Annotated in this window: 29 protein-coding genes; 20 read left to right on the top strand and 9 right to left on the bottom strand. The window is 56.8% G+C overall.

Translation table 11 applies throughout. The annotated features are described in order from the left end of the window. The first annotated feature begins 31 nt into the window (after nucleotides 1-31). Nucleotides 32-1,066, top strand: a complete 1,035-nt coding sequence (locus tag IOB61_RS07200) for an aldehyde reductase (RefSeq protein WP_290814361.1) — start codon at nucleotides 32-34, stop codon at nucleotides 1,064-1,066. Here the strand turns inward: IOB61_RS07200 and IOB61_RS07195 are convergent. Genes IOB61_RS07195 through IOB61_RS07180 form a run of 4 tightly spaced genes read right to left on the bottom strand, consistent with a single transcriptional unit; the run spans nucleotide 1,063 to nucleotide 2,938 of the window. Then, nucleotides 1,063-1,527: an SRPBCC family protein gene (locus tag IOB61_RS07195; protein ID WP_290814358.1), complete on the bottom strand. Its 465-nt coding sequence runs from the start codon at nucleotides 1,525-1,527 to the stop codon at nucleotides 1,063-1,065. The two genes, IOB61_RS07200 and IOB61_RS07195, sit on opposite strands and share 4 nt — an antisense overlap. Then, a complete protein-coding gene (locus IOB61_RS07190) occupies nucleotides 1,520-1,759 on the bottom strand; it encodes a DUF4287 domain-containing protein (protein WP_290814355.1) in 240 nt (79 codons plus the stop codon). Before IOB61_RS07190 ends, IOB61_RS07195 begins: the two co-directional genes overlap by 8 nt. A 30-nt stretch (nucleotides 1,760-1,789) precedes the next feature. Continuing rightward, nucleotides 1,790-2,455 carry a hypothetical protein gene (locus IOB61_RS07185; RefSeq protein ID WP_290814352.1) on the bottom strand — a complete coding sequence of 222 codons (666 nt, stop codon included), beginning with the start codon at nucleotides 2,453-2,455 and terminating at the stop codon, nucleotides 1,790-1,792. A 36-nt stretch (nucleotides 2,456-2,491) separates the two neighbouring features. Continuing rightward, complete coding sequence (locus IOB61_RS07180; RefSeq protein ID WP_290814349.1) at nucleotides 2,492-2,938, bottom strand: hypothetical protein; 447 nt, start codon at nucleotides 2,936-2,938, stop codon at nucleotides 2,492-2,494. Between the two features lie 86 nt (nucleotides 2,939-3,024). On the opposite strand from IOB61_RS07180, the gene IOB61_RS07175 reads away from it, so the two are divergent. The 5 genes from IOB61_RS07175 to IOB61_RS07155 all read left to right on the top strand — a co-directional run bounded on the left by IOB61_RS07175 (nucleotide 3,025) and on the right by IOB61_RS07155 (nucleotide 7,310). Beyond that, nucleotides 3,025-3,804 carry an enoyl-CoA hydratase-related protein gene (locus IOB61_RS07175; RefSeq protein ID WP_290814346.1) on the top strand — a complete coding sequence of 260 codons (780 nt, stop codon included), beginning with the start codon at nucleotides 3,025-3,027 and terminating at the stop codon, nucleotides 3,802-3,804. Nucleotides 3,805-3,870: 66 nt separating this feature from the next. Continuing rightward, a complete protein-coding gene (locus IOB61_RS07170; protein ID WP_290814343.1) occupies nucleotides 3,871-4,857 on the top strand; it encodes an FAD-dependent oxidoreductase in 987 nt (328 codons plus the stop codon). A gap of 76 nt (nucleotides 4,858-4,933) precedes the next feature. After that, a complete protein-coding gene (locus tag IOB61_RS07165; RefSeq protein WP_290814340.1) occupies nucleotides 4,934-5,686 on the top strand; it encodes a creatininase family protein in 753 nt (250 codons plus the stop codon). Then, the gene (locus tag IOB61_RS07160; RefSeq protein WP_290814338.1) at nucleotides 5,686-6,951 is read left to right on the top strand and encodes a UbiH/UbiF/VisC/COQ6 family ubiquinone biosynthesis hydroxylase; all 1,266 of its coding nucleotides are present in this window, start codon (nucleotides 5,686-5,688) and stop codon (nucleotides 6,949-6,951) included. Before IOB61_RS07165 ends, IOB61_RS07160 begins: the two co-directional genes overlap by 1 nt. Further along, complete coding sequence (locus IOB61_RS07155) at nucleotides 6,948-7,310, top strand: bleomycin resistance protein (protein ID WP_290814335.1); 363 nt, start codon at nucleotides 6,948-6,950, stop codon at nucleotides 7,308-7,310. Before IOB61_RS07160 ends, IOB61_RS07155 begins: the two co-directional genes overlap by 4 nt. 3 nt (nucleotides 7,311-7,313) lie before the next feature. On the opposite strand, the gene IOB61_RS07150 is transcribed toward IOB61_RS07155, so the two are convergent. After that, nucleotides 7,314-8,210 (bottom strand): transporter, encoded by an 897-nt coding sequence (locus tag IOB61_RS07150; protein ID WP_290814332.1) that lies wholly within the window; start codon nucleotides 8,208-8,210, stop codon nucleotides 7,314-7,316. 78 nt (nucleotides 8,211-8,288) lie between these two features. On the opposite strand from IOB61_RS07150, the gene IOB61_RS07145 reads away from it, so the two are divergent. From IOB61_RS07145 to IOB61_RS07090, 12 genes are all read left to right on the top strand, one after another. Next, nucleotides 8,289-9,281: an adenosine kinase gene (locus IOB61_RS07145; protein ID WP_290814328.1), complete on the top strand. Its 993-nt coding sequence runs from the start codon at nucleotides 8,289-8,291 to the stop codon at nucleotides 9,279-9,281. A gap of 40 nt (nucleotides 9,282-9,321) precedes the next feature. Beyond that, nucleotides 9,322-9,675 (top strand): hypothetical protein, encoded by a 354-nt coding sequence (locus tag IOB61_RS07140; RefSeq protein ID WP_290814325.1) that lies wholly within the window; start codon nucleotides 9,322-9,324, stop codon nucleotides 9,673-9,675. Nucleotides 9,676-9,769: 94 nt separating this feature from the next. Next, complete coding sequence (locus tag IOB61_RS07135; RefSeq protein ID WP_290814322.1) at nucleotides 9,770-10,522, top strand: ABC transporter ATP-binding protein; 753 nt, start codon at nucleotides 9,770-9,772, stop codon at nucleotides 10,520-10,522. Continuing rightward, nucleotides 10,519-11,271, top strand: a complete 753-nt coding sequence (locus IOB61_RS07130; RefSeq protein ID WP_290814319.1) for an ABC transporter permease — start codon at nucleotides 10,519-10,521, stop codon at nucleotides 11,269-11,271. Before IOB61_RS07135 ends, IOB61_RS07130 begins: the two co-directional genes overlap by 4 nt. Next, the gene (locus tag IOB61_RS07125) at nucleotides 11,268-13,097 is read left to right on the top strand and encodes a GldG family protein (RefSeq protein ID WP_290814316.1); all 1,830 of its coding nucleotides are present in this window, start codon (nucleotides 11,268-11,270) and stop codon (nucleotides 13,095-13,097) included. The genes IOB61_RS07130 and IOB61_RS07125 overlap by 4 nt, the downstream gene beginning before the upstream one ends. Next, complete coding sequence (locus IOB61_RS07120; RefSeq protein WP_290814313.1) at nucleotides 13,094-14,101, top strand: hypothetical protein; 1,008 nt, start codon at nucleotides 13,094-13,096, stop codon at nucleotides 14,099-14,101. The genes IOB61_RS07125 and IOB61_RS07120 overlap by 4 nt, the downstream gene beginning before the upstream one ends. An 81-nt stretch (nucleotides 14,102-14,182) precedes the next feature. Then, on the top strand, nucleotides 14,183-14,902 hold the full coding sequence (locus IOB61_RS07115) for a heme ABC transporter permease (RefSeq protein ID WP_290814302.1): 720 nt from the start codon (nucleotides 14,183-14,185) through the stop codon (nucleotides 14,900-14,902). Then, nucleotides 14,899-15,090, top strand: coding sequence for a heme exporter protein CcmD (ccmD, locus tag IOB61_RS07110; protein WP_290814291.1), 192 nt, complete (start codon nucleotides 14,899-14,901; stop codon nucleotides 15,088-15,090). The genes IOB61_RS07115 and ccmD overlap by 4 nt, the downstream gene beginning before the upstream one ends. Continuing rightward, the gene (locus IOB61_RS07105; protein WP_290814279.1) at nucleotides 15,087-15,632 is read left to right on the top strand and encodes a DsbE family thiol:disulfide interchange protein; all 546 of its coding nucleotides are present in this window, start codon (nucleotides 15,087-15,089) and stop codon (nucleotides 15,630-15,632) included. The genes ccmD and IOB61_RS07105 overlap by 4 nt, the downstream gene beginning before the upstream one ends. A 522-nt stretch (nucleotides 15,633-16,154) precedes the next feature. Continuing rightward, nucleotides 16,155-16,529, top strand: a complete 375-nt coding sequence (locus IOB61_RS07100) for a hypothetical protein (RefSeq protein WP_290814267.1) — start codon at nucleotides 16,155-16,157, stop codon at nucleotides 16,527-16,529. A 193-nt stretch (nucleotides 16,530-16,722) separates the two neighbouring features. Further along, nucleotides 16,723-17,547 carry a flagellin gene (locus IOB61_RS07095; RefSeq protein WP_290814254.1) on the top strand — a complete coding sequence of 275 codons (825 nt, stop codon included), beginning with the start codon at nucleotides 16,723-16,725 and terminating at the stop codon, nucleotides 17,545-17,547. A 219-nt stretch (nucleotides 17,548-17,766) separates the two neighbouring features. Then, nucleotides 17,767-18,591, top strand: coding sequence for a flagellin (locus IOB61_RS07090; protein ID WP_367272822.1), 825 nt, complete (start codon nucleotides 17,767-17,769; stop codon nucleotides 18,589-18,591). 85 nt (nucleotides 18,592-18,676) lie between these two features. Here IOB61_RS07090 and IOB61_RS07085 read toward each other — a convergent pair whose 3' ends face one another. Then, nucleotides 18,677-19,972, bottom strand: coding sequence for an acyl-CoA dehydrogenase family protein (locus tag IOB61_RS07085; RefSeq protein ID WP_290814242.1), 1,296 nt, complete (start codon nucleotides 19,970-19,972; stop codon nucleotides 18,677-18,679). A 118-nt stretch (nucleotides 19,973-20,090) separates the two neighbouring features. Here IOB61_RS07085 and IOB61_RS07080 point away from each other — a divergent pair, with 118 nt between their 5' ends. Continuing rightward, entirely contained in the window at nucleotides 20,091-20,669 is a 579-nt protein-coding gene (locus IOB61_RS07080; RefSeq protein ID WP_290814239.1) for a GNAT family protein, read from the top strand. Here the strand turns inward: IOB61_RS07080 and IOB61_RS07075 are convergent, their stop codons facing one another. The 3 genes from IOB61_RS07075 to IOB61_RS07065 all read right to left on the bottom strand — a co-directional run bounded on the left by IOB61_RS07075 (nucleotide 20,670) and on the right by IOB61_RS07065 (nucleotide 24,087). Then, the gene (locus IOB61_RS07075) at nucleotides 20,670-21,917 is read right to left on the bottom strand and encodes a CCA tRNA nucleotidyltransferase (RefSeq protein WP_290814238.1); all 1,248 of its coding nucleotides are present in this window, start codon (nucleotides 21,915-21,917) and stop codon (nucleotides 20,670-20,672) included. It lies immediately after the preceding gene. A gap of 64 nt (nucleotides 21,918-21,981) precedes the next feature. Then, nucleotides 21,982-22,362, bottom strand: a complete 381-nt coding sequence (locus tag IOB61_RS07070) for a VOC family protein (RefSeq protein ID WP_290814235.1) — start codon at nucleotides 22,360-22,362, stop codon at nucleotides 21,982-21,984. A 9-nt stretch (nucleotides 22,363-22,371) separates the two neighbouring features. Then, nucleotides 22,372-24,087 (bottom strand): class I adenylate-forming enzyme family protein, encoded by a 1,716-nt coding sequence (locus tag IOB61_RS07065; RefSeq protein WP_290814232.1) that lies wholly within the window; start codon nucleotides 24,085-24,087, stop codon nucleotides 22,372-22,374. Nucleotides 24,088-24,331: 244 nt separating this feature from the next. Between IOB61_RS07065 and IOB61_RS07060 the strand changes: the two genes are divergently transcribed. Then, on the top strand, nucleotides 24,332-24,865 hold the full coding sequence (locus IOB61_RS07060; RefSeq protein WP_290814229.1) for a CreA family protein: 534 nt from the start codon (nucleotides 24,332-24,334) through the stop codon (nucleotides 24,863-24,865). Nucleotides 24,866-24,899 lie beyond the last annotated feature (34 nt).

Here is a 24,899-nt window from a genome sequence, read left to right as displayed (position 1 = left end):
ATGTCAATTTGTGGAAATGAAGGATAGGATGATGGCAAGTAAGGGCTTAGTGCTGGTTACGGGCGGATCTGGCTATATTGGCGGCTATGTCATCGCCCAGCTTTTGGAAGCTGGCTATCATGTGCGCACCACCATCCGGAATCTGGGGAGAGAGCCTGAGGTTCGTGAAACCTTGAAAAAGCTTACCCCTAATCTGGATAATCTAACCTTTTTTGCTGCAGATTTGACGCGCGACGATGGTTGGGCGGAAGCGGTTGAAGGCGTTGAATTTGTTCACCATGTTGCCTCCCCCTTCCCGGCAGTGATGCCCAAAGATGAGAATGAATTGATTGGCCCAGCCCGTGAAGGGGCCTTGCGCGCACTACGCTTTGCCCGCGACGCAGGGGTCAAGCGGGTTGTGCTAACCTCCTCTATGGCCGCCATTGCTTATGGGCAGGCACAACCGCGGACGACCGCCTATACTGAGGCAGATTGGACCGATGAAACCAGCCCCGATACCGGTGCCTATATTCGGTCTAAAACAATTGCCGAGCGTGCAGCGTGGGACTTTATGAAGACCGAAGGCGGCACGATGGAGCTTGCAACCGTCAATCCAGGGGCTGTTTTGGGGCCAATTCTTGGGCCTGATTTTTCTACCTCCATTCTTTTGGTGCAAAAATTGTTGAATGGAGACTTCCCCGCTTGCCCACGCTTGGGCTTCTCGCTGGTGGATGTTCGCGATGTGGCGGACTTGCATATTCGCGCCATGACGCATGAAAAAGCGGCCGGTGAGCGTTTTATGGCGGCTTGCGACTGGTATTGGGTAGAAGATGTAGCGCGGGTCCTGCGTGAAGATTTGGGAACCCAAGCGCGCAAAGCCCCAACCGGGCGTCTTCCAAGCTGGCTGGTCCGGATCATCGCCAATTTCGATCCCGTTATTCGGGGGATCACTTTTGAGCTGGAAAAAGTCCGCATGGCCGACAATAGCAAGGCCAAAACCTTGCTGGGCTGGACCCCACGCGACGTCCGCACCTCCATCACGGATACCGCGCGTAGCCTGATCCGCGAAGGTATCGTGCGGGTTTAAAGCCCCTGCGCCAAGGCTTCCAATTGATCGGCGGCGGCGTTCCAGCCGGCTTCAAAGCCCATGGCTTCATGCTGGGCCTTGGTTTCGTCGCTCCAATGCCGCGCACCCCATTCCATGAGGGTGCCACCGTCGGGCGCATCTTCCAGCACGACATAGCCGGTCATGAAGGGGGCGTTGGCACCGGGCATCCAGTCGCCAATATAGGCATCGGTGAAGGTTTGCTTATGGCCTTCGATCACCTCAACATATTGACCATAAAGCTGATTTTCTTCTCCAGCCGGGCCATTCATCACAATGTAACTGGCACCACCCGCGCGCACATCAATTTTGGCCACCGACACATACCACGGCTTGGGGCAATACCATTGCTTCAGGAGGTCGCCTTCAGACCAGCAGCGCCAGACCTTGGCGCGCGGCGCTTTGAGGTGACGGGTGATTTTAAGGGTACGCGCGTCAGCCATGGTCAAGCGTCTTCTTCTTTTTTGCACCCTTTAGGAGCGCGAATACAGCCATGGCATGGCCATGGCCCAAATCATGATGTGCCTTTAGCCAAGCCACTATCGCCCCTGCCTTGGTGCTGGGTTTAAGAATGCCTGCCTCGGTCCAGCCTTGTTCGTCTGCCAGACGGCGAAGATCGGCAGGGGTCAAGCCCGTCTTTTTGTGGATTGTATCGAGATAGGCTTGAAAAGACATAGGGCACGCACCTGCAGGCAAAATGGGCACTTAGGTCGGCTTCACACTTCCTAAAAAGCCAATCACCAACAGCAAAGCATAGGTCAACCAGACCCACAAGCGGGCGCGGTCCATCGCCCGGCGCAGTGGGATTTCAGTTTCATCGCTAGAGCCCTTTTCAATGACCGCCAATAAGAGCGGGCCAACGGGCTTGCCTGCGACATCAATCATGATTGCCGCGCCAAAAATGGCAGCAAAGACCAAAGCCTTTTGGCTAAGCCAGCTTTCGATAAGCGGCCCCCAGCCCAGAAGCGAGGTGATGCCGATACCGGCATAAAAGGCTGTGATGGCAAGTTTCAACCAGAATTCAATTTGCTTGAGTTGGGGCACAATGGGCTTGCCCGTCATCAGATGGATTGCCCAGGTCAGGCTCATCCAGGCAGCCCCCACCAGCCAAGCCAGCCACAAGCCCCAATCGGGCACATCCCAATAGCCTGCTACATCGACCAGCGTGATCGACAAGGGCACCATGATGACCCAAGCGGTGCGCGGCCCCATATCGACCACGCCCAATAGCCTTAAAAGCTCTAGCCGTGTGGCAAGTGGCTTTGCCCGATTGCGAAAGGCCGAACCCAAGATTGCCACGCCAAGATCGCCGCCTAGCCAGAAGACAAACGCCAAGACATGGACATAAACGAGGATGTCATAGAGGCCCATGAAGTCTCCTCAAGGCGGGCAAGCAAAGAAAAAGACTTACTTCACACGCCGCTCTTTGATGCAAGTGCGTTTCACCAGCTTGTCGTTTTCAAACCAATGCCAGGTGCGACCGCGATCATTGCCATCATCGGATAATTGGATCATCTCATAGAGATAGGTGCCGGGGCTGTCCTTGCGCGTCCAGGTCAGCACAACCGTCTTATCGTCAATTTCCCATGCCCGACCGAAGATGCGTTCAGTATCCCACCAAATCTGCTTATCCTTATAGGTTGCGGGGAAATGGATTTCCTCACGGCGACCATCAGGCCACGTATAAGTATTGATCTGATAATAGGGATAGGTCGCGTCATCTTGGAATTTGCATTGCAGATGCGAGGTGTGGCGATCCAACTCAACATTATTGGCATCGACATGGATATATTCGCCCACCCATTCGCCCTCATGACGGGCTAGAAGCGGCATGCCGGTTCGAATTGTGTCCATAATGCAGAATCCCTTTTGAAGCAGACCAAAGACGTCTAAGCTGCGCTAGTAAATGATATATCCTATACCTCTGACAAGGCCTTCCCGTGGAAAACCTCATCCTTCTGCAGCGCCATGATAATCACTCTGCCACTTTGTGGATCAATCGACCAGACAAGCGCAACGCACTGACGGTGGCGATGTGGGCGGCTTTGCCGGAAGGTGTGGCTGAAGCGGTCGCTGACCCTGAAATCAAGCTCCTGTTCCTGAGAGGGGCTGGTGGGGTATTTGCTGCCGGGGCTGATATTGCCGAAATGCCGGAGGTCTATGCTACGGCTGAAGCCGCGCTTCAAAATGATGAGAAGATTCAAGGGGCAATGAAGGCGCTGGAAGATTGCCCTAAACCCGTGATCGCCTTGATCGAAGGGCCATGTGTGGGCGGGGGCTGTGGCCTTGCCTTGGCCTGTGACTTGCGGATCGGGGCAGAAGATAGCCGCTATGGCGTCACCCCCGCTAAGCTTGGCCTTGTCTATGGTGCTGGCGATACGCGGCGTTTGATCCAAGCCGTTGGACTTTCCAAAGCCAAAGACATTTTGTTTACCGGCCGCCTGCTCGACAGCGCTGAGGCCTTGTCTTGCGGCCTCATCGACCGACGGGTGAAACGGGAAGACTTGGAAGCGGTGGCCGCCGATTATGCCTCTAAAATCAGCGCAGCTTCCGTCTATTCGATCCGGGCGCAAAAGCAGATATTGGCGATGCTTCGCGGCGGTTGTGACGATGCCGAAGCCAGCCGCGCTTTATTTGGCGCAAGCTTTACGGGCGAAGATTTCAAAGAAGGCTTTGCCGCCTTTATGGAAAAAAGGCCTGCGCAATTTCCTGTGCGCTGATCCCATTTGCGCTAGTTCCTATTCGTGAGTTTGGGGCCAAGAGCCCACCAAAAAGAGGACGACAACGTGGCCAGTTTTGCCATTATTGGCGCGGGGGTTAGTGGTTTGGCTTGCGGCAAGGCTTTGGCTGACGCCGGACATCAAGTCGCCTTGTTTGATAAAGGGCGTGGGCCGGGTGGTCGTATGTCGACCCGAAGGGTGGATACCCCCTTAGGCCAAGCTTATTTTGACCATGGCGCGCAATTTTTTACCGAGCGCGACCCCGACTTTCAAAAGACAATCGCGGCGCTGGAGACACAAGGTGCGGTCGCCAAGTGGCGTGGCATGTTCGTACGCATGGATCGCGACGGCCAAATCCAGACGCTGGGGGATGAACCCCGCTATGTCGGCACGCCGGGCATGAATGGCCTTGTACGCGGCCTTGCCACAGGCTTGAACCCGGTTTGGGGTAAACGGGTCAGCGCCCTTTCGGGGCAAAAAGGCGCGTGGCACCTGCAGTTTGAAACTGGCGAGACTTTGGGGCCGTATGATCAAGTCATCTGCGCCGTGCCCGCCGAACAAGTCAGCGATCTTTTGGCCGCCCATACGCCCACCATCGGGGAACAGGCCAGAGCGATCCGCTCTCTGCCCTGCTGGGCTGGGCTTTTTGCCTTTGAGGTGCCCTTGGCATGTGAGTGGGACATGGCACGCTTTGAGGCCCACCCCGTACTGGATGTGATTTCTTCCAGCGTGTCTAAGCCCGGCCGTACGGGGCCTGCGGCTTATGTTGTGCATGCCCACCCCGCGTGGTCGGTCGCACATTTAGAAGAAACCGCCGACCAGATTAGCCTAGCGCTTTTTGAGGCCTTAGCCGAAGTGTGCGGCCCCCTACCAAAGCCGCTTGTTCAAACCGCCCATCGCTGGCGCTATGCCCGGGTCGAAACCAGCCATGGACCGGGCTATCTTTATGATGAAGGTCAAGGCATTGGCGCGTGTGGCGACTGGCTGTCAGGGCCACGGGTGGAATCGGCTTGGCTGTCTGGCCACCACTTGGGCCAGGCCCTGTCAGCTTAGCTGACAAAACCAAAAGACCGCACTACAAGCTTTTAAACAGCATTTCTCTCAGCCGGATTGTCCAAAGGAAGCCCACATGTTCTTGTCCTTAGCCACATGGCCCGAAATTGATCAGCGGCTGAAAGCAGGCAAACGCGGGATCATTATTCCAATTGGCAGCCATGAACAGCATGGCCCAACGGGCCTGATTGGCACCGATGCGCTCTGCCCCGATATTATTGCGCGCGAAGCCGAAAAGCAGGCAGATATTTTGCTTGCACCGCCCTTCTCCATTGGGATGGCGCAACACCACATGGGCTTTCCGGGCTCGATGACTTTACGGCCGTCCACCATGATCGCCACCATCGTTGACTGGACTGCAAGCCTAACGCGTGCGGGCTTTGACCGCCTCTATTGGGTCAATGGCCATGGCGGCAATGTGGCAACCATTCAAGCCGCCTTTGCAGAAACCTATGCCCCCTACTCGCTGCGCGGCGAGGCTGCCCCCTTTGCGCATATGTTGAAGAATTGGTGGGAATTGCCGGGGATAGAGCGGCTGTGCCTCGACATGTATCCCGTTGGCCATGGCTCACACGGCACAGCCTCGGAAGTCGCGGTCACCTATTGGGCTTACCCCGAACGCGCTGACCTCGCCAAGCTGGTGCTAGAGCCCAAGATCGCACCCAATGGCCCGATCCGCGATGCCGCAGACTATCGCCGCCGTTTCGCCGATGGCCGCATCGGTTCTGACCCAACCCAGTCGACGCCAGAGCAAGGCGGCAAGATTGTCGAAGCCGCAGCTAAGGCCCTGATTACCGACGCCACCCATTTCTTTGCTGAGACTGCCTGATGGCCCAAGCCCCCCATAATTTCGATGTCCTGATTTCTGGCGGTGGCCTGGTTGGGCTGACCTTGGCTTTGGCGCTCGACCAAGGCGGCTTGAAGGTTGCCGTTATTGACCGGCTACCAGCAGCGGATTTGTTGGAAGAAACCTTTGACGGTCGCGCCACCGCCATGGGCTTTGCCACCTATCGCATGATGCAGAGCTTGGGCGTCGCCCGTCATATTGGCGAAGTGCAGCCGATTGAACAGATTTTGGTGTCAGACGGTCGGGTCGGCAGCCCGTCGCGCAAGGGTGGCCCGTCTTCCCTCACCTTGCATTTTGACCATCGTGAAACAGGTGCGGGCGATGAGCCCTTGGGCTGGATGATTGAAAACCGCCGGATTCGCCTGGCTCTCGATCAAGAAGCAGCAACACGGCCCAACATCACCCGCTTGGCCCCCGATGAGATTGCGGATTTGCAAATTGGGACAGGCCAAGTCTCGGCGCGCCTAAAGTCGGGCAAGGAAGTGACCGCGCCTGTCATCGTGGGCGCAGAAGGTCGGGGATCCTATATCCGCAGAAAGACAGGCATCCGCACCTATGGCTGGTCCTATGATCAAACAGGCATTGTGACGACCGTTGCGATGGAGCACAGCCATCAAGGTGTTGCGCATGAATATTTCCTGCCAACCGGCCCATTTGCCATCCTGCCTTTGATGCATAATCGCGCCAATATCGTCTGGTCTGAGAAAACCAGCCGCGCCAAAGCGCTTCTGGCCATGAGCCGCGCCGATTTAGAGCAGGAATTAGCCCGCCGCTTTGGTGATTTCCTTGGCACCGTCAAGCTTGATGCCCCTGTTTGGTCCTACCCCTTGTCGATGGAGCTGGCTGCGACTTGGGCAAAGCCGCGCGTGGCCCTTGCCGGCGATGCGGCCCACGGCATTCACCCGATTGCAGGCCAAGGCCTGAACCTTGGGCTCAAAGACGTTGCCGCTTTAGCCGAAGTACTGGTGGAAGCCCGAAGCCTTGGTCAAGACTTAGGCGATCTGGCCGTACTTGAACGCTATGCCCAATGGCGGCGCACCGATACCATGACCTTGGCCATTTCCTGTGATGCTTTTGTGCGGCTTTTCTCCAACGATATCGCCCCAGTCCGGGCCTTGCGCACCCTAGGCCTTGGGATTGTTGACGCCATTGGCCCAGCACGCCGCTTTTTTGCCAGTCACGCCGGTGGCGCAGTAGGCGACCTGCCGAGACTTCTGCGCGGTGAAAACTTGAAGGCCAATGCATGACCGATTTTGCCACACCCAATTTGCCAGCGATCGATATGGCGGCCACATCTGCCTTTTATCAAAAGCTGGGTTTTGTTGAAGATTATGTCTCGCCCGGCTGGATGATCCTGTCGCGCGGTGGCCTGCAATTGGAGTTTTTTCCCTATCCGGATTTGGACCCGGCTACCTCTTCGTTTGGGAGTTGCTTGCGGGTTGATGATTTACCGGGGCTTTATCAAGCCTGTGTCGCCGCTGGCATATCGCAAACCCCCTTTGGGATGCCACGGGTGCATCCGCCGCAAAAGGAAGCCTCTGGCTTGACGATTTCCTACATGATCGACCCGAATGGGTCTTTGATCCGGATGATCCAGAACGACTAATGCCTACAGCCGCTGCAGCACGGCTTGGGCAAAGAGTTTCGCGCCATGCTTGCCGCCTTGACGGTCGAGCGCCAGATAGAGCCAAGGCTCAATCAATTCCAACTCCATCAAGAGCCAGTTTCCGTCCGCCCCGCGCACGAGATCAACCCTTGCATAGGTCAAGGGCGTGCCATCTGCTTTGGCGAGCACGGCTTCAGCTGCTTCCAGCGCGCCTTCGGGTGCATCAATGCCGGTTTCGACCGCACCATGCTGGCCTTGCGTGCGATAATCGCCTGCTTTGGGCCGCTTGATGAGGGCGTGGGAAAACCGTCCACCAAAGTAAAGCAGCGACAATTCGCCTTCTTCGGTGACCGCAGGCAGAAAAGGCTGGATCAGGGCTGCCGCTGGCGGCAGGATATCTGCGCTCGGCACAGGCTCCCCGCGCTTTAGTCGCGCTTGCCGCCACGCGCCTGCGCCAATGCGCGGTTTGATGATGATTTCATTAGCACCCAAGGCATCAAAACTTTCGAGAATCACCTCTGGGCTACAGGCGTCGATTGCCAAGGTCGGTGGAACAGGTGCACCGCGGCGCTCAAGCTCGGCCAAATAGCCTTTATCCATATTGGCGCGAATGACAGCACCATCATTTAACAGGCGCGCACCAGAGGCTCCAATCTCCGCGATCCGCTTCAAGAAGGTGTCTGTGGCTTGGGGATAATTCCAAGCCAGCAAAGGCAAAACCGCACAAAAGCGCGACCAATCTGTTCCCTCATCTTGCCAGAACACAGGTTCAATCTCGACACCGGATGGGGCAAAGGCCTCGCGCAACAGCACAAGTTGATTATGCGCATAATCGGGCTCGTCCCGATCGGGACGGCTGGGGTAATAGTCGTGGGTGACAAGCAGGGCGATTGGTTTCATGTCCAAGGCGCTAGCCGCATCGCGCGCAAACGTCTAGAGCAAGCCCGCACTAAATTGCTTGCGGCAAGGAGCCCAAAAATGACGACCCAATTTGATGTTTGCGGTGTAGGGAATGCGATTGTTGACGTGATTGCGCCTGCTACGGACGAATTCCTCGCAGAACATCAAATTGCCAAAGGCGCCATGACGCTGATTTTTGATGAGCCGGCGGTTGAGCGCCTTTATGCAACCATGGCGGCAGGTCAAGAAAGCTCGGGCGGGTCAGCCGCCAACACATTGGCTGGCATCGCCTCGCTGGGTGGCAAAGGGGCCTATATTGGCAAGGTTGCCGATGACACATTGGGCAAGGTGTTTCGCCACGATATGAATGCAGGCGGCGTCGCCTATGATACGCCACCCCATTCAAACGGCCCTTCAACCGCACGCTGCTTGATCAATGTGACGCCCGATGGCCAGCGCTCCATGAGCACATTCTTAGGCTGCTCACCCCTTTTGACGCCGGAAGACTTGGACCCTGCGAAACTCGCTTCAGCCCAAATCGTCTTCCTTGAAGGCTATTTGTTTGACGCCGAAGAAGCCAAAGCAGCCTTTGTAAAGGCCTCTGAAATCGCCCATACCGCCGGCAATAAGGTGGCGCTGACCTTGTCAGACCTGTTCTGCGTGGACCGTCACAAAGCCGCTTTCCGGCATCTGGTTGCCAATCATATCGATATTTTGTTCGCCAATGAGGCCGAGATTATCGCGCTGTATGACGCATCAGACTTTGACGCCGCTTTGGCCGCAGCCCGCAAGGATTGCGATTTGGTCGCGCTGACCCGCTCTGAAAAGGGCTCTGTTCTGGCCCGCGGCGATGAAATTGTAACGGTTGCGGCCGATCCGGTTGCGGCGGTGGTCGACACCACAGGTGCAGGCGACCTCTATGCGGCGGGTGTGCTTTTTGGCCTCGCCACGGGCCGCGAGCTTGAGGCCTGCGGCAAATTGGGCTCCTTGGCTGCGGGCGAAGTGATTTCCCATTATGGCGCGCGCCCTTTGGTTAGCCTTGCAGAACTAGCTGCCGCGCGGGGCCTTTAAAGCCAAGGTAGATTGGCGCAAAACTTGCTGTGCGTGCGTCATGATTAAGCATGCGGCCTACCTTGGAACACTCGTCGCCTTAGGCTTTGCCTCCAGCGGGCAAGCCCAAAGCGTCTCCACCTATCGCTCTGATGGGGTAACTGCGCCGCAGGTAAAGGCTGAGGTGCGCAAAGAACGGCCGCGCAAAGTCCGCATCACGCGGTCGAACGATGCGTTGCCACCTGTCGGCAGTTTTATCGATACGATTGAACCTGTGGGTGGGGGTGTGCGCCTGGCTCCGGCTTCTACCGAAAGCCAAAACCCGCCTATCGCCATCTTTTATGATGTACAGGCACAACCACGCCCAAAACAGGCACCGCGGCGACCGCAGCCAGCCCGCCCGCCGCGCAATTAAGCCGCCGGAGCGCCGCGCTTACGTGCGGGCTGCCCTTCCCCTGTCCGGCTCTGGGGGCTAGAAAGCCCAACCTGCGACGGGAACAAACATCAGCATGCTGAAACTTGACGGGCTCACCAAAACCTATGCTGGCCAAAGGGGTGTGAACTCTGTCAGCTTTGAGGTTGCGCCCGGCGAAGTGGTGGGCTTTGTCGGCCCCAATGGCGCTGGGAAGACGACGACGCTGCGGATGATTGCAGGTACGCTTGAGCCCGACCACGGCAGTGTGCACGTACTGGGCCATGATATGTGGTCAAACCGCAAAGCCGCCCAGGCCTTACTGGGCTATTTGCCCGAACATGCCCCCCTGTATGAGGATATGACCCCGCGCACTTATCTGGACTTTTTACTGGCCGCGCGCGGGCTTGTTCGTAACCAGCGCACCGCTTTGGTCAGCCAAGCCGCCAAACGCACCCAGATTGAAGATGTGCTGGATCGCAGGATTGAGAGCCTCTCGAAGGGTTATCGCAGGCGTGTGGCGCTGGCCGGTGCCCTCGCTCATGACCCACCCGTCCTTATATTGGATGAGCCCAGCGATGGCCTTGACCCCAACCAAAAGCGGGTGACGCGGGCGCTGATCCGGGACCTTTCCCCCGGCCGCATCATTTTGATCTCCACCCATCAATTGGACGAAGTTGCCACTTTGTGCAGCCGTTTGATTTTAATAGCCGATGGTCACGTGCGGGCAGACCAGAGCCCAGCTGACTTTGCCGCACAAGACCCTAAAGGGCAGATTGAAGACGTGTTTTATCGCCTGACCGTCGCTTCAACGGACGGGCCGGAAAAGCCGGGCGAGGCACACATATGACCGCCTTTTGGACCGGCTTTCGCGCGCTCTATTGGCGGGAGTTGCGCCAAGATGCCGGCAACCCCCTCGCCTATGTCTTTGGTGCCAGTTTTGTGTCGGCCTCAGTCCTTTTGGCATTTCAAGTGGGCGGTTTGTTTGAAGCTGGCCGAGCCGAACTGGTTGCCTTTTTCCAATTCCACCCGTGGCTGTTTGTGGTTTTAATGCCTGCGCTCAGCATGCGGGCTTGGAGTGACGAGGCGCGGACTGGCACGTTGGAAACCTTGCTGTCGTTACCGGTGCCGACCTCAGCACTGGTTCTTGCCAAATTCATGGCGGCATGGACCTTGGCGTGCCTGATGCTGGCCCTCACAACCCCACTCTGGTTGGGCCTTAGCCTACTTGGCCCGGTAGACCATGGTGCGACTTTGACGGCTTATCTGGGATCTTGTCTGTTGGCCGGGGCCTATCTGGCGATTGGCATGGCGGCATCAGCGGCCAGCCGCAGTCAAGTCTTGAGCTTTGTTTTGGCGCTAAGCTTTAGCTTTTTGGCCACAGCGGCGGGCCTGCCCTTGGTGGGTAGCACGCTGGCAGGTTTTCTGCCGCTCCCCCTAACTGAAGCGCTTGCTGCACTGTCCATGCTGGACGCTTTTGCAGGGTTTGAGCGCGGTGTGATCGAAGCCCGTGCCCTCAGCTACTTTCTGGCTGTCATGGCATTGGGCCTTGCACTGACTGGCCTGTGGGTTGATCATAAGCGCGGGGGGCAGGCATGAAGCGGCCCCTTTTCACCCGGCTTGCTGCAGCACTTTTGGTGGTCTTGTTTCTCTGCAGCCAAGTGATCAGCCAAAATTGGTTCGCGGCACTGCGCCTCGATACGACCCAAGATCAAGACTATACGCTTTCGGCTAACACACGGGCGGTTTTGGGTGACATCCAGCAGCCTTTAGAACTACGCCTGTATTTATCGCGCGACGCCCTGACCGAAGACCCTGTCATGCGGAGCTTTAGCAAGCGGGTGGCCGATTTGCTGTCGGTCTATGCCAGCCAAGCCCGTGGCCAGATCAAGCTGACCCTGATCGATCCCAAGCCCTTCTCAGCGGCAGAAGACGAAGCGCTGAAGGCAGGCCTAACCCCTATTCCAGGCCCGAACCCCGATGATGCCGCAGCCTTTTTAGGTTTGGTGGTCAAAAGCCCCTATGGCCGCGATGTGGTGCTGCCGTTGCTGGACCCGCGTGAGGCAGCCAGCCTCGAGTTTCACCTAACCCGTGCGGTGGTCAAACTTCAGGAAGCAAAGCCAACGCGGGTTGCCATGCTCACAAGCTTGCCTTGGCTCGTCACGTCGGACCCACAAAGCGGTGGCCTGCGACCTGTGGCTGAGGTCGCGCAGCTGTTGACGCAGGAAACCGATTTCTCGCTGCTCAGCCCCGATTTTCAGGCGGTTCCATCTGGCATCGATGTGCTGATTTTGGCCCAGCCTGAGGCTTTGACCGATGCGCAGCAATTTGTGCTCGACCAATATGTCCTCTCGGGTGGCAAGCTCTTGATCTTTCTCGACCCCGCCTCGACCGTATCGCGGGATGGCGGCGGCGGGCTTGAACAGGGCAGCCAAGCGCTGGGTCGGTTGACGCAAGCGTGGGGGGTAAGTGTCCAGGGCGATGTGATCGCAGACCGCACTTTTGCGCTACCGGTACAGACCGGCCTTGCAGGGCGCAACGCAATTGCCCCCCAGCCTCTGATCTTCCGTGTGCCCGCGAGTGGCCTTAATCAGGACCAAGCCATCACATCGGGCCTAAGCCAAGGTGTGCATGTCGCGACGCCGGGTGAAGTGGTCCCCCTTGGTCAAACCAGCACCCGCTTTACCCCGCTTTTGACCTCCTCGACCGATACCATGCGCTTAGAGGCCCAGCGCGCCTTGTCGGGCATAAGCCCGCAAGATGTGGAATTGAGTTGGCAGAGCTCAGGCCAGCGCCAAATCTTGGCGGCAGAGGTGCAAGGGACATGGACCACCGCCTTTCCAGCCGGGAATCCGCGCGATCAAAACGCAAGCACGCTCAAAACAAGCACCCGTCCGGGCCAAATCCTCATCTTTGGCGACGTCGATCTTCTGGCCGACAGCCTCTATATCGATGACACCGGCGCCGTGGCCGATAATGCGCGCTTGCTCCTCAATAGTGTCGATTATCTTGCAGGCAAAACGCAACTTCTAAGCCTGCGATCCAAAACGCCCCGCCCGCGCAACTTGGTTGAAGTTGAAAGATTGCGGCAGGCCGCCCAAGCCCGCATTCTAGAAGAAGAGCAAGCTTTAGAGAACCGACTGGCGCTTGCTGAAGCCCGCCTAAAAGAGATTGAGACCTCAGAAGCGCTTGAAGGGGTGATTGCCTCTGACGTGACAGACAAAGAACGCGCCCAAGTCCGCCAAGACGTGCAAGAGGCACGGACGCGCTTGCGGGCCGTGCAAGAAGGTGTGCGCGAGGGGGTGGCCGGGATCAAAACGCGCCTCATGCTAATCCCCGGAATTGTGATCCCTGCGCTCATTTTGCTGGCAGGCCTCGTGGTCCAGATGCTGCGGCGACGCCAAGCCAAAAAGGTCGCCGCATGACTGGAATGCGTCCGACCACCGGCGACCTCAAGCGGCGGGATATCGTGTTGCGTTTGGGCGCGATAACCCTGCTTGGAATAGGCCTTAGCCTGAGTGCCCATCTAAGCCGGTCTGGGGCGGGGCCGGGGCAATCCAAATCGGGCAAGCTCTTTCCAAGACTTGCCAGAGATTTATCGAAAGTCAGCCGGATCGAGATACTTGGGCCCTCAAACCAATTTGAACTCGTGAAAGTCTCAGGCACGTGGGTCATGCCCCTGGCCGATTCCCATGCCATAGCCGAGGCGCCGCTGCGCCGCCTTTTGAAGGCAGTGTCAGACCTTCGCTATGTCCGCGCTTTGCCACCCCCAACCCAACAAGATGCCGCTGCCAGCCAAATTGATCCGCGCACCGGCGGGGACGGGGTTTGGCTGTCGCTCGAGACCGACGCGCGAGAAAAGCTCGCCACCCTCATCGTCGCAAGACGGGGGGATCGGACCTTGGTCTTATTGTCCGATGACACCACCTTATATGAAGTGACGTCCGCCGATTGGCCAAGTTTGACTTCGGCCAGTGCGTGGCTGGATTTGCCGCACTTTGACATCCCGCCAGAGCGAATTGCGACCATAAGCCTCACACGGACCGGGCAAGGCCCGATTGATATCGTCCGCCGACCGGATGGCGGCTTTGCGCCGGTCGGTGGCAGCGCAAATGCCTCCATCACCGATATCGCCTTGGTGTTGACGCGCTTGGCTTTTCAAGATGCGCGACGTGAAAGCCGGATGATCGGCCCCGCAAGCTTTCGCCATGAGACAAGCCTAAAATCAGGCCTGATCTTAGCACTGGAGGGTTATGAGGCCGATGGCCAATTCTGGGTCAAAGTGCGCGTGGATGCGAGTAAGGCGGCGACCGATGAAGAGGGCCAACGTTTGACCGAAGCTACCCGCGGCTGGGCTTATCAAGTGCAACCTAAGCTGGGCACCTTGCTTTCGACCCCAACTGCCTTGCTTCTGCAGGCCGGGCCCTGACCGATTGCGCACGCTTTTGTGCTGCGTCTGATCGCGCTCTAACGCTGGACCTGATGGCGTGTGCGTTCTAACTGAGGACTTATGATTTCTGGCTTTGCAAACCCGCAACGTTTCCTCGGTCTCAGCAACTGGCTGTTGCCGATCACCAGTGTGCTGGCCGTCTTTGTAACCGGCATTGGCGTGGTTTGGTCGCTGCTTTATGCCCCGGCCGACTATCAGCAAGGTGAGACCGCGCGCATCATGTATATTCATGTGCCCGCAGCTTGGATTGCCGTGGGTGCCTACACGGGCATGGCGATTGGCAGTGTGTCTTATCTGGTCTGGGGCCATGCGCTTGGCGATATTGCCGCCAAAGTGATGGCCCCCATTGGCGCGGCCTTTACCGCCCTGTGTCTGGCCACTGGTTCTATCTGGGGCCGGCCCATGTGGGGCACCTGGTGGGAATGGGATGGCCGGCTAACCTCTGTCCTTGTGCTGTTCTTTCTCTATTTGGGCTATATGGCGCTGCGAAGCGCGTTAGATGAGACCAGCAAAGCCTCTAAAGCGGCAGCGATCCTCTGCTTGGTTGGCACGATCAATATCCCCATCATCCGCTTCTCGGTTGAATGGTGGAATACGTTGCACCAAAAGGCATCGGTCATTCGCGAGGGCGGTCCGAGCCTTGACCCCAGCTTACTACATCCCCTGCTTGTCATGGGCGTCGCGTATCTGCTGATCTTCACCGCCTTGACCTTGGCAGCCATGCGCGCCGAAATCTGGAAGCGCTCGGCCGATGCGATCCAAGCGAGGTTGCAGGCATGACCCCACAATTTGCTTCCCTCTCTGACTTTATGGCCATGGGTGGCTATGCCGGTTTTGTGTGGGGCGCTTGGGGCTTGAGCGTTGCGGTCATCACCGCCCTCATCCTGCGGGCTATTGTGAATGGACGTCAGCAAAAGGCCCGCTTAGAAGCCTTGCGCCAAGAAAAGGATGCAGGCGCAAACCCATGAGCGAACAGCCCAAAGCCAATCGCCTAATGGCCTTTTTGCCGCTGGCCTTGTTTCTGGCGCTGGCGGGATTGTTTGCTTGGGCCATGTTTGGCCAACGGGTTGACCGCCACGCCAGCGCCTTAATTGGCAAGCCCGTTCCACCGATTGTTTTACCCGATATGGACGGCAATACGCTTGACCTTGCCAGCTATAAGGGCCGCGCCGTCATTGTGAATGTGTTTGCGTCTTGGTGTGCCCCGTGCCGGGTTGAGCACCCGATGTTGCTGCAATTGGCCAAGGACAAGCGCTTTGTCGTGATCGGCCTTGCCTATCGCGACGACCCGAGCAAAACCCAAGCTTATCTGGATGAATTGGGCGACCCCTATGCCCAGACCGGCATCGATCGGCAGGGCGCGGCCGGGGTGCAATTGGGTTTAGGCGGTGTGCCCGAGACCTATGTCATCAGCGCTAAGGGTATTGTCTTGGCCCGACATCGGGGCGAAATCACGCCGAAAGTTGCCGCCGATTTGGCGCAATTGGCAGCCCGCAATTCAACTCCCTAAAGCTGATTTGTTTGCGGTGGCGGGCCTGCCCGAGTTGTTTGTAAATCATTAACGCAACTCAGATTAGCCCTGTCTCTATGAAAGTTGATCCGCCCCTTTTTCCCCAATCACTCGGCCATACCCCTACGTCGGCGCGTCCTTCGGCGAACACAAGCGAGTCGATCAAGGCGTTTGCTGCACTGTTGAGTGCAGCCAATCAACGTTCCAGCCTGCCGCGTACACCGTCAAATGAAGCCCCAGCGGCACAACAAGCTTCTGGTTTAAATTCAAGCCCTTCCGTCAAGGCAGAAGAAGCCGCACCGCAAACCGGATTGGCCCGACCAGGGCGGGTCATCGATATCCGCGTCTAGGCAGAAAATTTAGCTAAAATCCGATTCAAATCTAGTTCAAATCAATCTCGAACTTGAGTCAATTTCTCCTAATTCTGCGGACCATTTATTTGTAACTTATGGGTAACATAGCGCTTGGTTACAACGACCAAGCGCCTGAATGGCGTTCCACCGCTTGATGAAGGATCATACAATGATTGGCATCAACTCTGGCTTTGGGCCCGTACAGGCCTTACAGCTGCAGGTCGCAGCCCGCAGTGATCCGTCCCAAAAAACTTCGGACGACATGCGCGCTCGCGACACCGGGTCAGACCAAGCCGAAAAGGCCTTTGAAATTGATCTGACAATGCCTCGAACCCCGTCGGATCAGTTACCTAAAGCGCACCACATGGATTTCCTCTCGCAGATGGAAGCGATTGTGTCTGCCAATTCAACGCAGGTAACGACCAGCGATCTTACGACCGATGCCGCTCGCCTTCAGGCGCTGCAAATCCGTCAACAATTGGAGTCACAGCCATTTGGGATCACCAATCGTGCATCCCAACTTGCACTGGCCTTGTTCCGCTAAGCGCGGCTAACTCCACCCCCCTCTTTGTATGCGTGCCTTCGAGAGTTCCACCATGCCGATCGCTATCGGCATGCATGGGGGCGGCTGTCCGCACCCATGGGCTGAGCGAAGTTCCCCCTAACAGGGCCATAGCGCCCGTTTCAGCAACGCGTGACTTGAAGTCAAATCAATTGCTAAATGCAAGGAGATCACAATGATCAGTGTCAACACCAATCTGGCTGCCATGGCCGCCATTCAAAATCTCAACCGTACCGGGTTAGAGTTACAGCAGACCCAATCGGCCATCTCGACCGGCAAGAAAATCGCCAATGTCCGTGACAATGGCGCGGTTTGGGTGATTGCCAATAAAATGTCGACCGATGTGCAATCTTACAGCCGGGTGCGGGAATCGAATGATCGCGCCACGGCCATTCTCGACACCGCCATTGCCGCCGGTGAAGGGATTATGGAATTGCTCAATGAGATGAAGGCCAAGGCTTTGGCTGCCACCCAAACGGGCCTGTCTGCTGGGTCGCAAGCCGCACTTACTGCCGACTTTAACCAATTGCGGGATCAGATCACCACGGTGGTTGCCAATGCTTCCTTTGATGGCACCAATATGGTGGGCGCAACCCCAGACAGCGCCATTGGCTTGGGGGATTCATCTGGAGGCAACGGGATTACCATTGCTGGGGCGAACCTCAGCTTGGGCGGCCCTGTGGTGAGTGTGGCGACAGGCACTACGGTTGACACCGCCTCCAATGCCAGCACCGCACTTGGCTTGGTCAATGCTTCCATCACCGCCTTGGGGACGCAATTGGCAACCTGGGGCGCGGGCGCGAAGCGACTAGAAGTTCACCGCCAATTTGTCGGCAAGCTACAAGATGCGCTGAACACGGGTATTGGCTCTTTGGTTGATGCAGACTTGTCCGCTGAAAGCGCCAAGTTGCAATCCTTGCAAGTGAAGAAGCAATTGGGCATCCAAGCGCTCTCGATTGCCAACTCAACAACCCAATATGCTTTGGGCTTGTTTCGCTAGCCCGAAAAACAAAAATTAATCATATAACTAAGGCTCGGATGGCGGCATGTGCCTTCCGAGCCTTTTGCCTGTTGCAAGCCCCTTCAGCGCCCCAATTGCGCTGCAGATGCAGATTGTTACCGAGAGTAACTAAAGATTCATAACCCATGGGTAATATGGGCTCGTCAAAACGACAAGGCGATAAAACATCGCCCAAATGCAAAAAGCAAAGGGATCAAAATGATCAGTATCAATACCAATATCGGGGCTATGGCGGCTATTCAAAACCTCGCCTCGACCAAGCGGGATCTGCAAACCACGCAAAATGCCATTGCAACTGGAAAAAGCGTTGCATCGGCTAAGGACAATGGCGCAATCTGGACCATCGCCAACAAGATGACATCCGATGTCATGGCCTATAACCGCGTGCGGGAATCGAATGATCGGGCAGGCGCTATCCTCGATACCGCCATCGCCGCAGGCGAGAGCATCATGGAATTGCTCAATGAAATGAAAGGCAAAGCCCTCGCCGCTTCTCAGCCTGGACTTTCGGCTGGCTCTCAAGCCGCATTGAACGCGGACTTCATTCAGTTGCGAGACCAAATCACCAATGTGATCGCAAATGCTTCGTTTGACGGCGCAAACCTTGTAGGCGCCTCGCCAGCATCCGCGGTTTCTTTGGGCGATGCCAGTGGCGGCAACAACATCACTGTCGCCGGTGCGAACTTGTCACTGGGGGGCTCGACAATTACCGTAACGGCGTCCTCGGCAATCGACACCGCAACTAATGCGACCACCGCCTTGGGCCTTGTCAACACATCCATCACCAACCTGGGTACGCAACTGGCAACTTGGGGTGCGGGTGCCAAGCGCTTTGAAGTCCATCGCACCTTTGTCGCGAAGCTGTCCGATGCCCTTAATACCGGGATTGGGGCCATCACCGATGCCGACCTCAGCAAAGAGAGCGCGAAACTGCAGTCGCTTCAAGTCAAGCAACAATTGGGCATTCAGGCACTATCGATTGCCAATAGTTCTGCTCAGTCTGCCCTTTCACTCTTCCGATAAGAGAAGAGACTATAGAAAACCCATTCTATACTTTGGCCCGGACGTCACCGTCCGGGCCTTTTTTGTATTTGGCAAAAGAGGTAGCTTAGCGAATACCGGGCACGTGCAGAGCAGCTTCGGCTTCAGCCTTTTCCTTCATCGCAGAGCCGGCATGGCGACCGAGCTCTAAGCGGGCAATCGTGCGATTATGCACTTCATCCGGGCCATCAGCCAAACGTAGGGTGCGCTGGTGGGCATAGGCTTGGGCAAGGCCAAAGTCTTGGCTGACCCCGCCACCGCCATGGGCTTGGATCGCATCATCAATGATCTGAAGGGCCATAGTTGGCGCTTGGACTTTGATCATCGCGATTTCCGCGCGGGCAACCTTATTGCCAACAGTATCCATCATATAGGCGGCTTTGAGGCAGAGCAGACGCGTCATTTCCAGATCGATACGGGCACGTGCGATACGCTGTTCCCAAATCGAATGTTCTGCGACCGTTTTGCCGAATGCAACGCGGGTGACCAAGCGCTTACACATTTTTTCCAGCGCGACTTCAGCAACACCGATCGTGCGCATGCAATGGTGGATACGGCCTGGACCTAAGCGCCCTTGAGCAATCTCAAAGCCTGCGCCTTCGCGCAAGATCAGATTTTCAGCAGGTACCCGCACATTTTCCATCTTCACTTCAAAATGGCCATGGGGTGCATCGTCATAGCCAAAGACATGCAGCGGACGCACTAAGGTCACGCCCTTTGCATCCAAAGGCATCAGGATCTGGCTTTGCTGGGTGTAGGACTTGGCACTGGGGTCAGTTTTGCCCATCACAATGGCGACTTTGCAGCGCGGATCGCCAACGCCAGAGCTCCACCATTTGGTGCCATTAATCACATATTCGTCGCCATCGCGCACGATGGAGGTTTGGATATTGGTGGCGTCTGACGAAGCCACAGCGGGTTCTGTCATCAAAAAGGCCGAACGGATTTCGCCATTCATCAGGGGGCGGAGCCATTTTTCCTTTTGCGCCAACGTACCATAGCGCATCAACACTTCCATATTGCCGGTGTCCGGTGCCGAGCAATTGAAGACTTCTGACGCAAAACCAACGCGGCCCAAGATTTCAGCAATCGCGGCATAGGTCACATTCGATAGGCCCGGGCCTTCAAATTCGAACGTGTCGTCAACATGGGCTGCACCATGGCTGGGCGGCATGAACATATTCCACAGGCCAGCGGCTTTAGCTTTTGCCTTCAGTTCTTCAACAATAGGAATGACCTTCCAGCGCTCGCCCTCAGCGTCCTGCTTTTGATACACAGGGATAGCTGGGATGATATGCTCTTCCATAAAGGCCTCAACACGTGCGACCCAATGCTTGGTTTGTTCTGAATGTTCGAAAATCATGTCCTGCTCCCTGTTTCGTGTTCTTCTACGTTCCCCCTAACCTAGCCCCGTGCTGGCGGGAGGGCAATCGAAAGCATGAGACTTGAAGTGGATATTGCTGCGGCATAAACAGCAAGGCATGCAACTTAACCCTGTTACCGCCAGCCTCTACGACGTGTCGCTTACCCCTTTGGTGGAATCAGACCGGGAAGAGTTGCGCATCGCCGCCTCAGACCCTGCCCTATTTCGCTACTGGCCACGCAATATGGCGGCCGACAAATGGGATGAGAACTTTGACTGGATGTTGAAAGAGCAAGCTGCTGGTCGTTGGATTTTGCATACGGTTCGCCTGTCTAATGGCCGCCTTGTCGGCCAGACTTGTTATCTCGCGATCCGGCCAGAGCATAAGGGCGTCGAGATTGGCGGCACGTGGTATGCGGCAGACGTCCATGGCACCCAAGTCAATCCAGCCTGCAAACTTGCCCTGTTGGAAAACGCCTTTGCCTGTGGCGCTGAACGGGTAGAACTGAAGACCGATGCGCGTAACAGTCGCTCTCGTGCGGCCATTTTAAAGCTGGGTGCCGCGTTTGAAGGCATTTTCCGCCGCCACCTTCTTTTGCCCGACGGCCATTGGCGCGACACCGCTTGGTTCTCTATCCTGCGAGAAGAATGGCCGCAGGTTAAAGCGGGACTTGAGGCGCGCCTTGTGGGCAGATGACTAGCCGAGCGCTTGCACCAAGGCCTTTAGGCGTTCAACTAAGCCCATCTCATCCTCGGTAAAGTCATTTTCCACCCACCAACGCTCCAGCTCTCGCAAGATTGCGCCAATGGCCGGGCCGGGCCGTGCGCCTGCTGCCAGCACCTGTTCCCCGGTCACAGGAAAGCGCGGGGCAACAAAGCCGCTCGACAAGGCAATCATAGCGCGCCATTGGCTGGTCCGGCGCGGTTCCGGGTCGCCTGCCCACGCGAGGCGCACGCGATCAAGATAGAGCGGCACCCCCATCCAATAGAGGGCTCGACGAACCTCGCGTGCTGATAAATAAGACTGGATGACCGTCTGATCTGCGGCCCAAGCCAGGAGCCGGTCGCCTTCCGCACTCGACAATTTAAGGCGGCTGACTAAGCCTGCAACCCGGGTTGGATCACGCGGCAACAGGGCCATCAAGCGTTGGAGTGGGTCTGGCTCTAGGAAGAGGCTATTTTCAATCTCGACCAAATGGTGCAGCGCTTCAAGGCCCTCCGCTTCGGGTAAGGTGGCCGCCAAGACGCCTGCCTGCGCCATGGCAGTCAAAACCACGCGGGGATCGGGGGCCGCCAGCAAGCGCTTGAGCTCCATCCATACCCGCTCAACCGACAATTTTGCGATGCCGTCGCGATGTGCGGCACATGCTGCCAAAGCGACCGAGTCTGGGGTGCCTTTGCCATAGAAGGCATGAAAGCGGAAAAACCGCAGGATACGCAAATAGTCTTCGGTGACGCGCTTCGCCGCCTCGCCCACAAAGCGGACATGGCCTGATTTCGCATCGGCAATGCCCGTGCCGATTGGGTCAAAGACACGGCCTTGCACGTCACAATAAAGCGCATTCATCGTCAGGTCGCGACGCTGGGCGTCGGCCAACCAATCATCGGTAAAGGCCACTTCAGCATGGCGGCCATCCGTGGCTATATCGGTGCGAAGGGTGGTAACCTCGACAGGCTTGCCCGCGGGAATGGCGGTGACGGTGCCATGGGCAAGACCCGTGGGCACCACTTTGATCCCGGCTGCTTGCAGGGCTGCCATAGCAGCTTCGGGCTCTAGCTGGGTCGCAATATCAATATCATGCGCCAATTTACCTAAAACCGCATCGCGCACACAGCCGCCAACCAACCGCGCGCCATCGGCGCGGACCGCATTAAGGGCGGCAAGGACAGCTTGCGCATCTGGGTTGCGCACCAAGGCATGATTGGCGAGGCTCATCTCAGTCATGGTGCGCAGATAGGGCTGAATGCGTCCTCTGTCATCCCAACAACTGTTTGGCGTGGGTTAAGTGTCACGCAAAGTCGCCCGTCTGCTGCCACAATTCGATTTTTGTCCCGTCGGGATCAACCAGCCAAGCAAACTTGCCATAGGGCTCTTCTTGAACATCGCCCAGCATGTCGCCGCCCGCCGCCAGTATTTTGACGATGAGGGCGTCGAGATCATCAACCCGGAAGTTGAGCATGACATCGCGGGTGGAAGGCTCAAAATAAGCTGTATCCGCCTTGAAAGGACTCCAGATTTGATACCCGTCTTGGCCCGCCAGCGCGAAATTGACGCCATACTCATCAAGCGCAAAGCCAAGCACATCGCGGTACCAAGCCTTTAACCGGTCCGGGTCAGGGCTTTTGATAAAGACCCCGCCCAAACCCAAAACACGACCGCGATCTGTCATCATCTGCTCCTATTCAAACAGAGCTTTAAGCTCCCGCTTCAGGATTTTGCCGTTGGCATTGCGCAACAAGGGCTCGTGCATGATGCGCACATGGGCAGGCACTTTGAAGCTGGCCAGCGAGGCCCCAACCCAGCGCTTCAACTCTTCTGCTGTCAACGTCGAGCTGGGCGGTACGGTGACGACCGCCCCCACCTCTTCGCCCAACACTTTGTGCGGCACACCGATGATCGCGGCATCGGAAATGTCAGGATGCTTGTAGAGAATGTCTTCAATTTCAGAGCAATAGACATTCTCGCCACCGCGAATAATCATGTCTTTGGCGCGATCAACGATGAAGATAAAGCCTTCCTCGTCCATTTTGACCAAATCGCCCGACTTGAACCAGCCACCGCCAAAGGCTGCTTCGGTGGCTTCGGGTTTGTTCCAATAGCCGACAATGACATTGGGACCACGAATCCACAGTTCGCCCACTTCACCAACCGGCACGTCCTTGCCATTGGCATCGACCACGCGCACATCATTGATTGGATGGGCCGGACCGCAGGATAAGGGCCGCAGCTCATAATCTTCTGAGCCGATATTGGTAACGGCGGCCGAGGTTTCGGTCAGGCCATAGCCTTGGCCGGGGGAAACTTTCGGGAAGGTTTCGACGATCTTGCGCACCAATTCTGCCGAAGAAGGTGCCCCACCATAGGAAACGCTCTCCACCGTCGAAGTATCGAATTCCTTCAAACGTGGGTGCTCAATCACCTGCCAGGCGATTGCTGGCACGCCGCCAAAACTGTTGATCTTTTCCCTTTCGATCAACTCAATCCCTTTCAGCGCATCCCAGCGGTGCATCATGACGATCTTCACCCCCTGTGCCACTGACGGCACCAAAACCGCGTGGCACCCGGTGACGTGGAAGAAGGGAATGGCGAGCAAAGTTGCCTTTTTGGGCAGGGTCGGGTCTGGCGCGGGTGGGGTCTCACCCCGGCGCAGGAATTGGCGGGCTGTATTGACCATCATATTCATCAAATTGGTGATGACATTGCGGTGTGTGCCATAGGCCCCCTTGGGTGCGCCGGTTGTGCCCGATGTATAAAACAGGGTGCAGAGGTCTTCTGGGTCTAAGGCCACGTTTGGCGGAGAGGTCTCTGGCAGGCTTGCCCACGAAACTGTTTCACCAATCAGATCTTCCAAAGCAACCGCACCTGCTGGGCGATCATCGCCGCCACGCGCCACAATCAGCGCCTTTAGGTTTGGAATATTGGGCAGTTTTTCAGCAATGCGATCGGCGCGCTCTACATCGACAATCGCGATCACAGAGCCTGAGTCGCGCAGACCATATTCCAACTCATCGGCCGTCCACCACGCATTCAGGGGGCAAATCATCGCGCCAATAATGACGCTCGCCCAGAACACCACAGGCCATTCGGGCAGATTACGCATCACCAGGGCAACGCGGTCCCCCTTTTGGATGCCATAGGTGTCTTTCAGAATATGAGCCAGTTTCGAAGCTGCATTAGCATGGGCGCGATAGGTAATTCGCTCGTCCCCATAGATCAAAAACTCAAGCTCACCGTGTGAACGGCCAATCTCAAAGATGTCGCGCAAGTTTTGCGGACCAACTTTATAAACGCGCAGATCTTGTCCGCGGATATTCTTGGTCTCAATTTCGAGCGGGCCACCGGGGCCGGTTAAAATGGCATGAGCTTGGGCAACCGACATGGCTGGAAATGGCATGGATGTTTCCTCTCCCTGAAGGGATTATGTGCCGCCTCTTTGGGCGTTTGATGCAGGTATTCAACGACAGAAGCCGCAAAGCAAGGGCAAATCATGCGAGCCGTTGGCTGATTGCAGCCAAATAATCCTAAATGCGCATAAGCCACAGCAACCAAGGCCACCTGCCGATGACAAGAGCCCCACGCGTCCCCACATAGGGCCTTACAAAGAGGGGCGTCTCTTTTGACGATCACAGGAGCAAACAATGCTAAACCTAGGCCGCAGAAATCACCTCATCGGATTTGCCTTAGCGCTGAGCCTGCCACTTTTGGCCGCAGGCTGTGGTGCAAAAGATGATCAAGTTGGTGGCTTCACCAATGATTTGACCGGCAATGAGATCAAGGTAACAGCGCTGCGCGACCCGCAATTGGCACAAGTCACCTGCTATTTTGGTTCGTTTGACCGCAGCCTCTTGGACCGTCTGGGTAAGGGTAATTGGTTTGAGAACCCATCCAACACCGCCATTGATTGCCATCAAACAAGCCCGATTGATGCCGCCACTTTGGCGACCTTGCCAAAGAATGCGGAAGTCTTCTCCAAAGGCTCTAGCCTGTTCTTCAAAAGCATTGCGCTGCGCCGGATTGTTGATGTGCCTAATCAGTCGATCATCTATGTTTCCTATAGTCGGGAATTGGTTGCCGCGTCGGCCAAATTGGGCATGAGCGTCGTGCCCGTGACCTTTACCGCACCTGCTTCACCCCCGCCGGCACCCGCCCCTGCCCCGCAAGCGAAGCCTTAAAGCCAAGGGGCCTTGCCTTCTGGCGCTGTCGCGT

Origin of the sequence: Aquidulcibacter sp., assembly GCF_020253525.1 — a bacterium.
Taxonomy (GTDB): Bacteria; Pseudomonadota; Alphaproteobacteria; order Caulobacterales; family Aquidulcibacteraceae; genus Aquidulcibacter.
This window is presented reverse-complemented; position numbering and strand designations above follow the sequence as displayed.

Bases quoted from the DNA above. Each gene is read 5' to 3' on its own strand.
- IOB61_RS07200 (WP_290814361.1), top strand. From the start codon at position 32: ATGGCAAGTAAGGGCTTAGTGCTGGTTACGGGCGGATCTGGCTATATT.
- IOB61_RS07195 (WP_290814358.1), bottom strand. From the start codon at position 1,527: ATGGCTGACGCGCGTACCCTTAAAATCACCCGTCACCTCAAAGCGCCG.
- IOB61_RS07190 (WP_290814355.1), bottom strand. From the start codon at position 1,759: ATGTCTTTTCAAGCCTATCTCGATACAATCCACAAAAAGACGGGCTTG.
- IOB61_RS07185 (WP_290814352.1), bottom strand. From the start codon at position 2,455: ATGGGCCTCTATGACATCCTCGTTTATGTCCATGTCTTGGCGTTTGTC.
- IOB61_RS07180 (WP_290814349.1), bottom strand. From the start codon at position 2,938: ATGGACACAATTCGAACCGGCATGCCGCTTCTAGCCCGTCATGAGGGC.
- IOB61_RS07165 (WP_290814340.1), top strand. From the start codon at position 4,934: ATGTTCTTGTCCTTAGCCACATGGCCCGAAATTGATCAGCGGCTGAAA.
- IOB61_RS07160 (WP_290814338.1), top strand. From the start codon at position 5,686: ATGGCCCAAGCCCCCCATAATTTCGATGTCCTGATTTCTGGCGGTGGC.
- IOB61_RS07155 (WP_290814335.1), top strand. From the start codon at position 6,948: ATGACCGATTTTGCCACACCCAATTTGCCAGCGATCGATATGGCGGCC.
- IOB61_RS07150 (WP_290814332.1), bottom strand. From the start codon at position 8,210: ATGAAACCAATCGCCCTGCTTGTCACCCACGACTATTACCCCAGCCGT.
- IOB61_RS07145 (WP_290814328.1), top strand. From the start codon at position 8,289: ATGACGACCCAATTTGATGTTTGCGGTGTAGGGAATGCGATTGTTGAC.
- IOB61_RS07140 (WP_290814325.1), top strand. From the start codon at position 9,322: ATGATTAAGCATGCGGCCTACCTTGGAACACTCGTCGCCTTAGGCTTT.
- IOB61_RS07135 (WP_290814322.1), top strand. From the start codon at position 9,770: ATGCTGAAACTTGACGGGCTCACCAAAACCTATGCTGGCCAAAGGGGT.
- IOB61_RS07130 (WP_290814319.1), top strand. From the start codon at position 10,519: ATGACCGCCTTTTGGACCGGCTTTCGCGCGCTCTATTGGCGGGAGTTG.
- IOB61_RS07125 (WP_290814316.1), top strand. From the start codon at position 11,268: ATGAAGCGGCCCCTTTTCACCCGGCTTGCTGCAGCACTTTTGGTGGTC.
- IOB61_RS07120 (WP_290814313.1), top strand. From the start codon at position 13,094: ATGACTGGAATGCGTCCGACCACCGGCGACCTCAAGCGGCGGGATATC.
- IOB61_RS07115 (WP_290814302.1), top strand. From the start codon at position 14,183: ATGATTTCTGGCTTTGCAAACCCGCAACGTTTCCTCGGTCTCAGCAAC.
- ccmD (WP_290814291.1), top strand. From the start codon at position 14,899: ATGACCCCACAATTTGCTTCCCTCTCTGACTTTATGGCCATGGGTGGC.
- IOB61_RS07105 (WP_290814279.1), top strand. From the start codon at position 15,087: ATGAGCGAACAGCCCAAAGCCAATCGCCTAATGGCCTTTTTGCCGCTG.
- IOB61_RS07100 (WP_290814267.1), top strand. From the start codon at position 16,155: ATGATTGGCATCAACTCTGGCTTTGGGCCCGTACAGGCCTTACAGCTG.
- IOB61_RS07095 (WP_290814254.1), top strand. From the start codon at position 16,723: ATGATCAGTGTCAACACCAATCTGGCTGCCATGGCCGCCATTCAAAAT.
- IOB61_RS07090 (WP_367272822.1), top strand. From the start codon at position 17,767: ATGATCAGTATCAATACCAATATCGGGGCTATGGCGGCTATTCAAAAC.
- IOB61_RS07085 (WP_290814242.1), bottom strand. From the start codon at position 19,972: ATGATTTTCGAACATTCAGAACAAACCAAGCATTGGGTCGCACGTGTT.
- IOB61_RS07080 (WP_290814239.1), top strand. From the start codon at position 20,091: ATGCAACTTAACCCTGTTACCGCCAGCCTCTACGACGTGTCGCTTACC.
- IOB61_RS07075 (WP_290814238.1), bottom strand. From the start codon at position 21,917: ATGACTGAGATGAGCCTCGCCAATCATGCCTTGGTGCGCAACCCAGAT.
- IOB61_RS07070 (WP_290814235.1), bottom strand. From the start codon at position 22,362: ATGACAGATCGCGGTCGTGTTTTGGGTTTGGGCGGGGTCTTTATCAAA.
- IOB61_RS07065 (WP_290814232.1), bottom strand. From the start codon at position 24,087: ATGCCATTTCCAGCCATGTCGGTTGCCCAAGCTCATGCCATTTTAACC.
- IOB61_RS07060 (WP_290814229.1), top strand. From the start codon at position 24,332: ATGCTAAACCTAGGCCGCAGAAATCACCTCATCGGATTTGCCTTAGCG.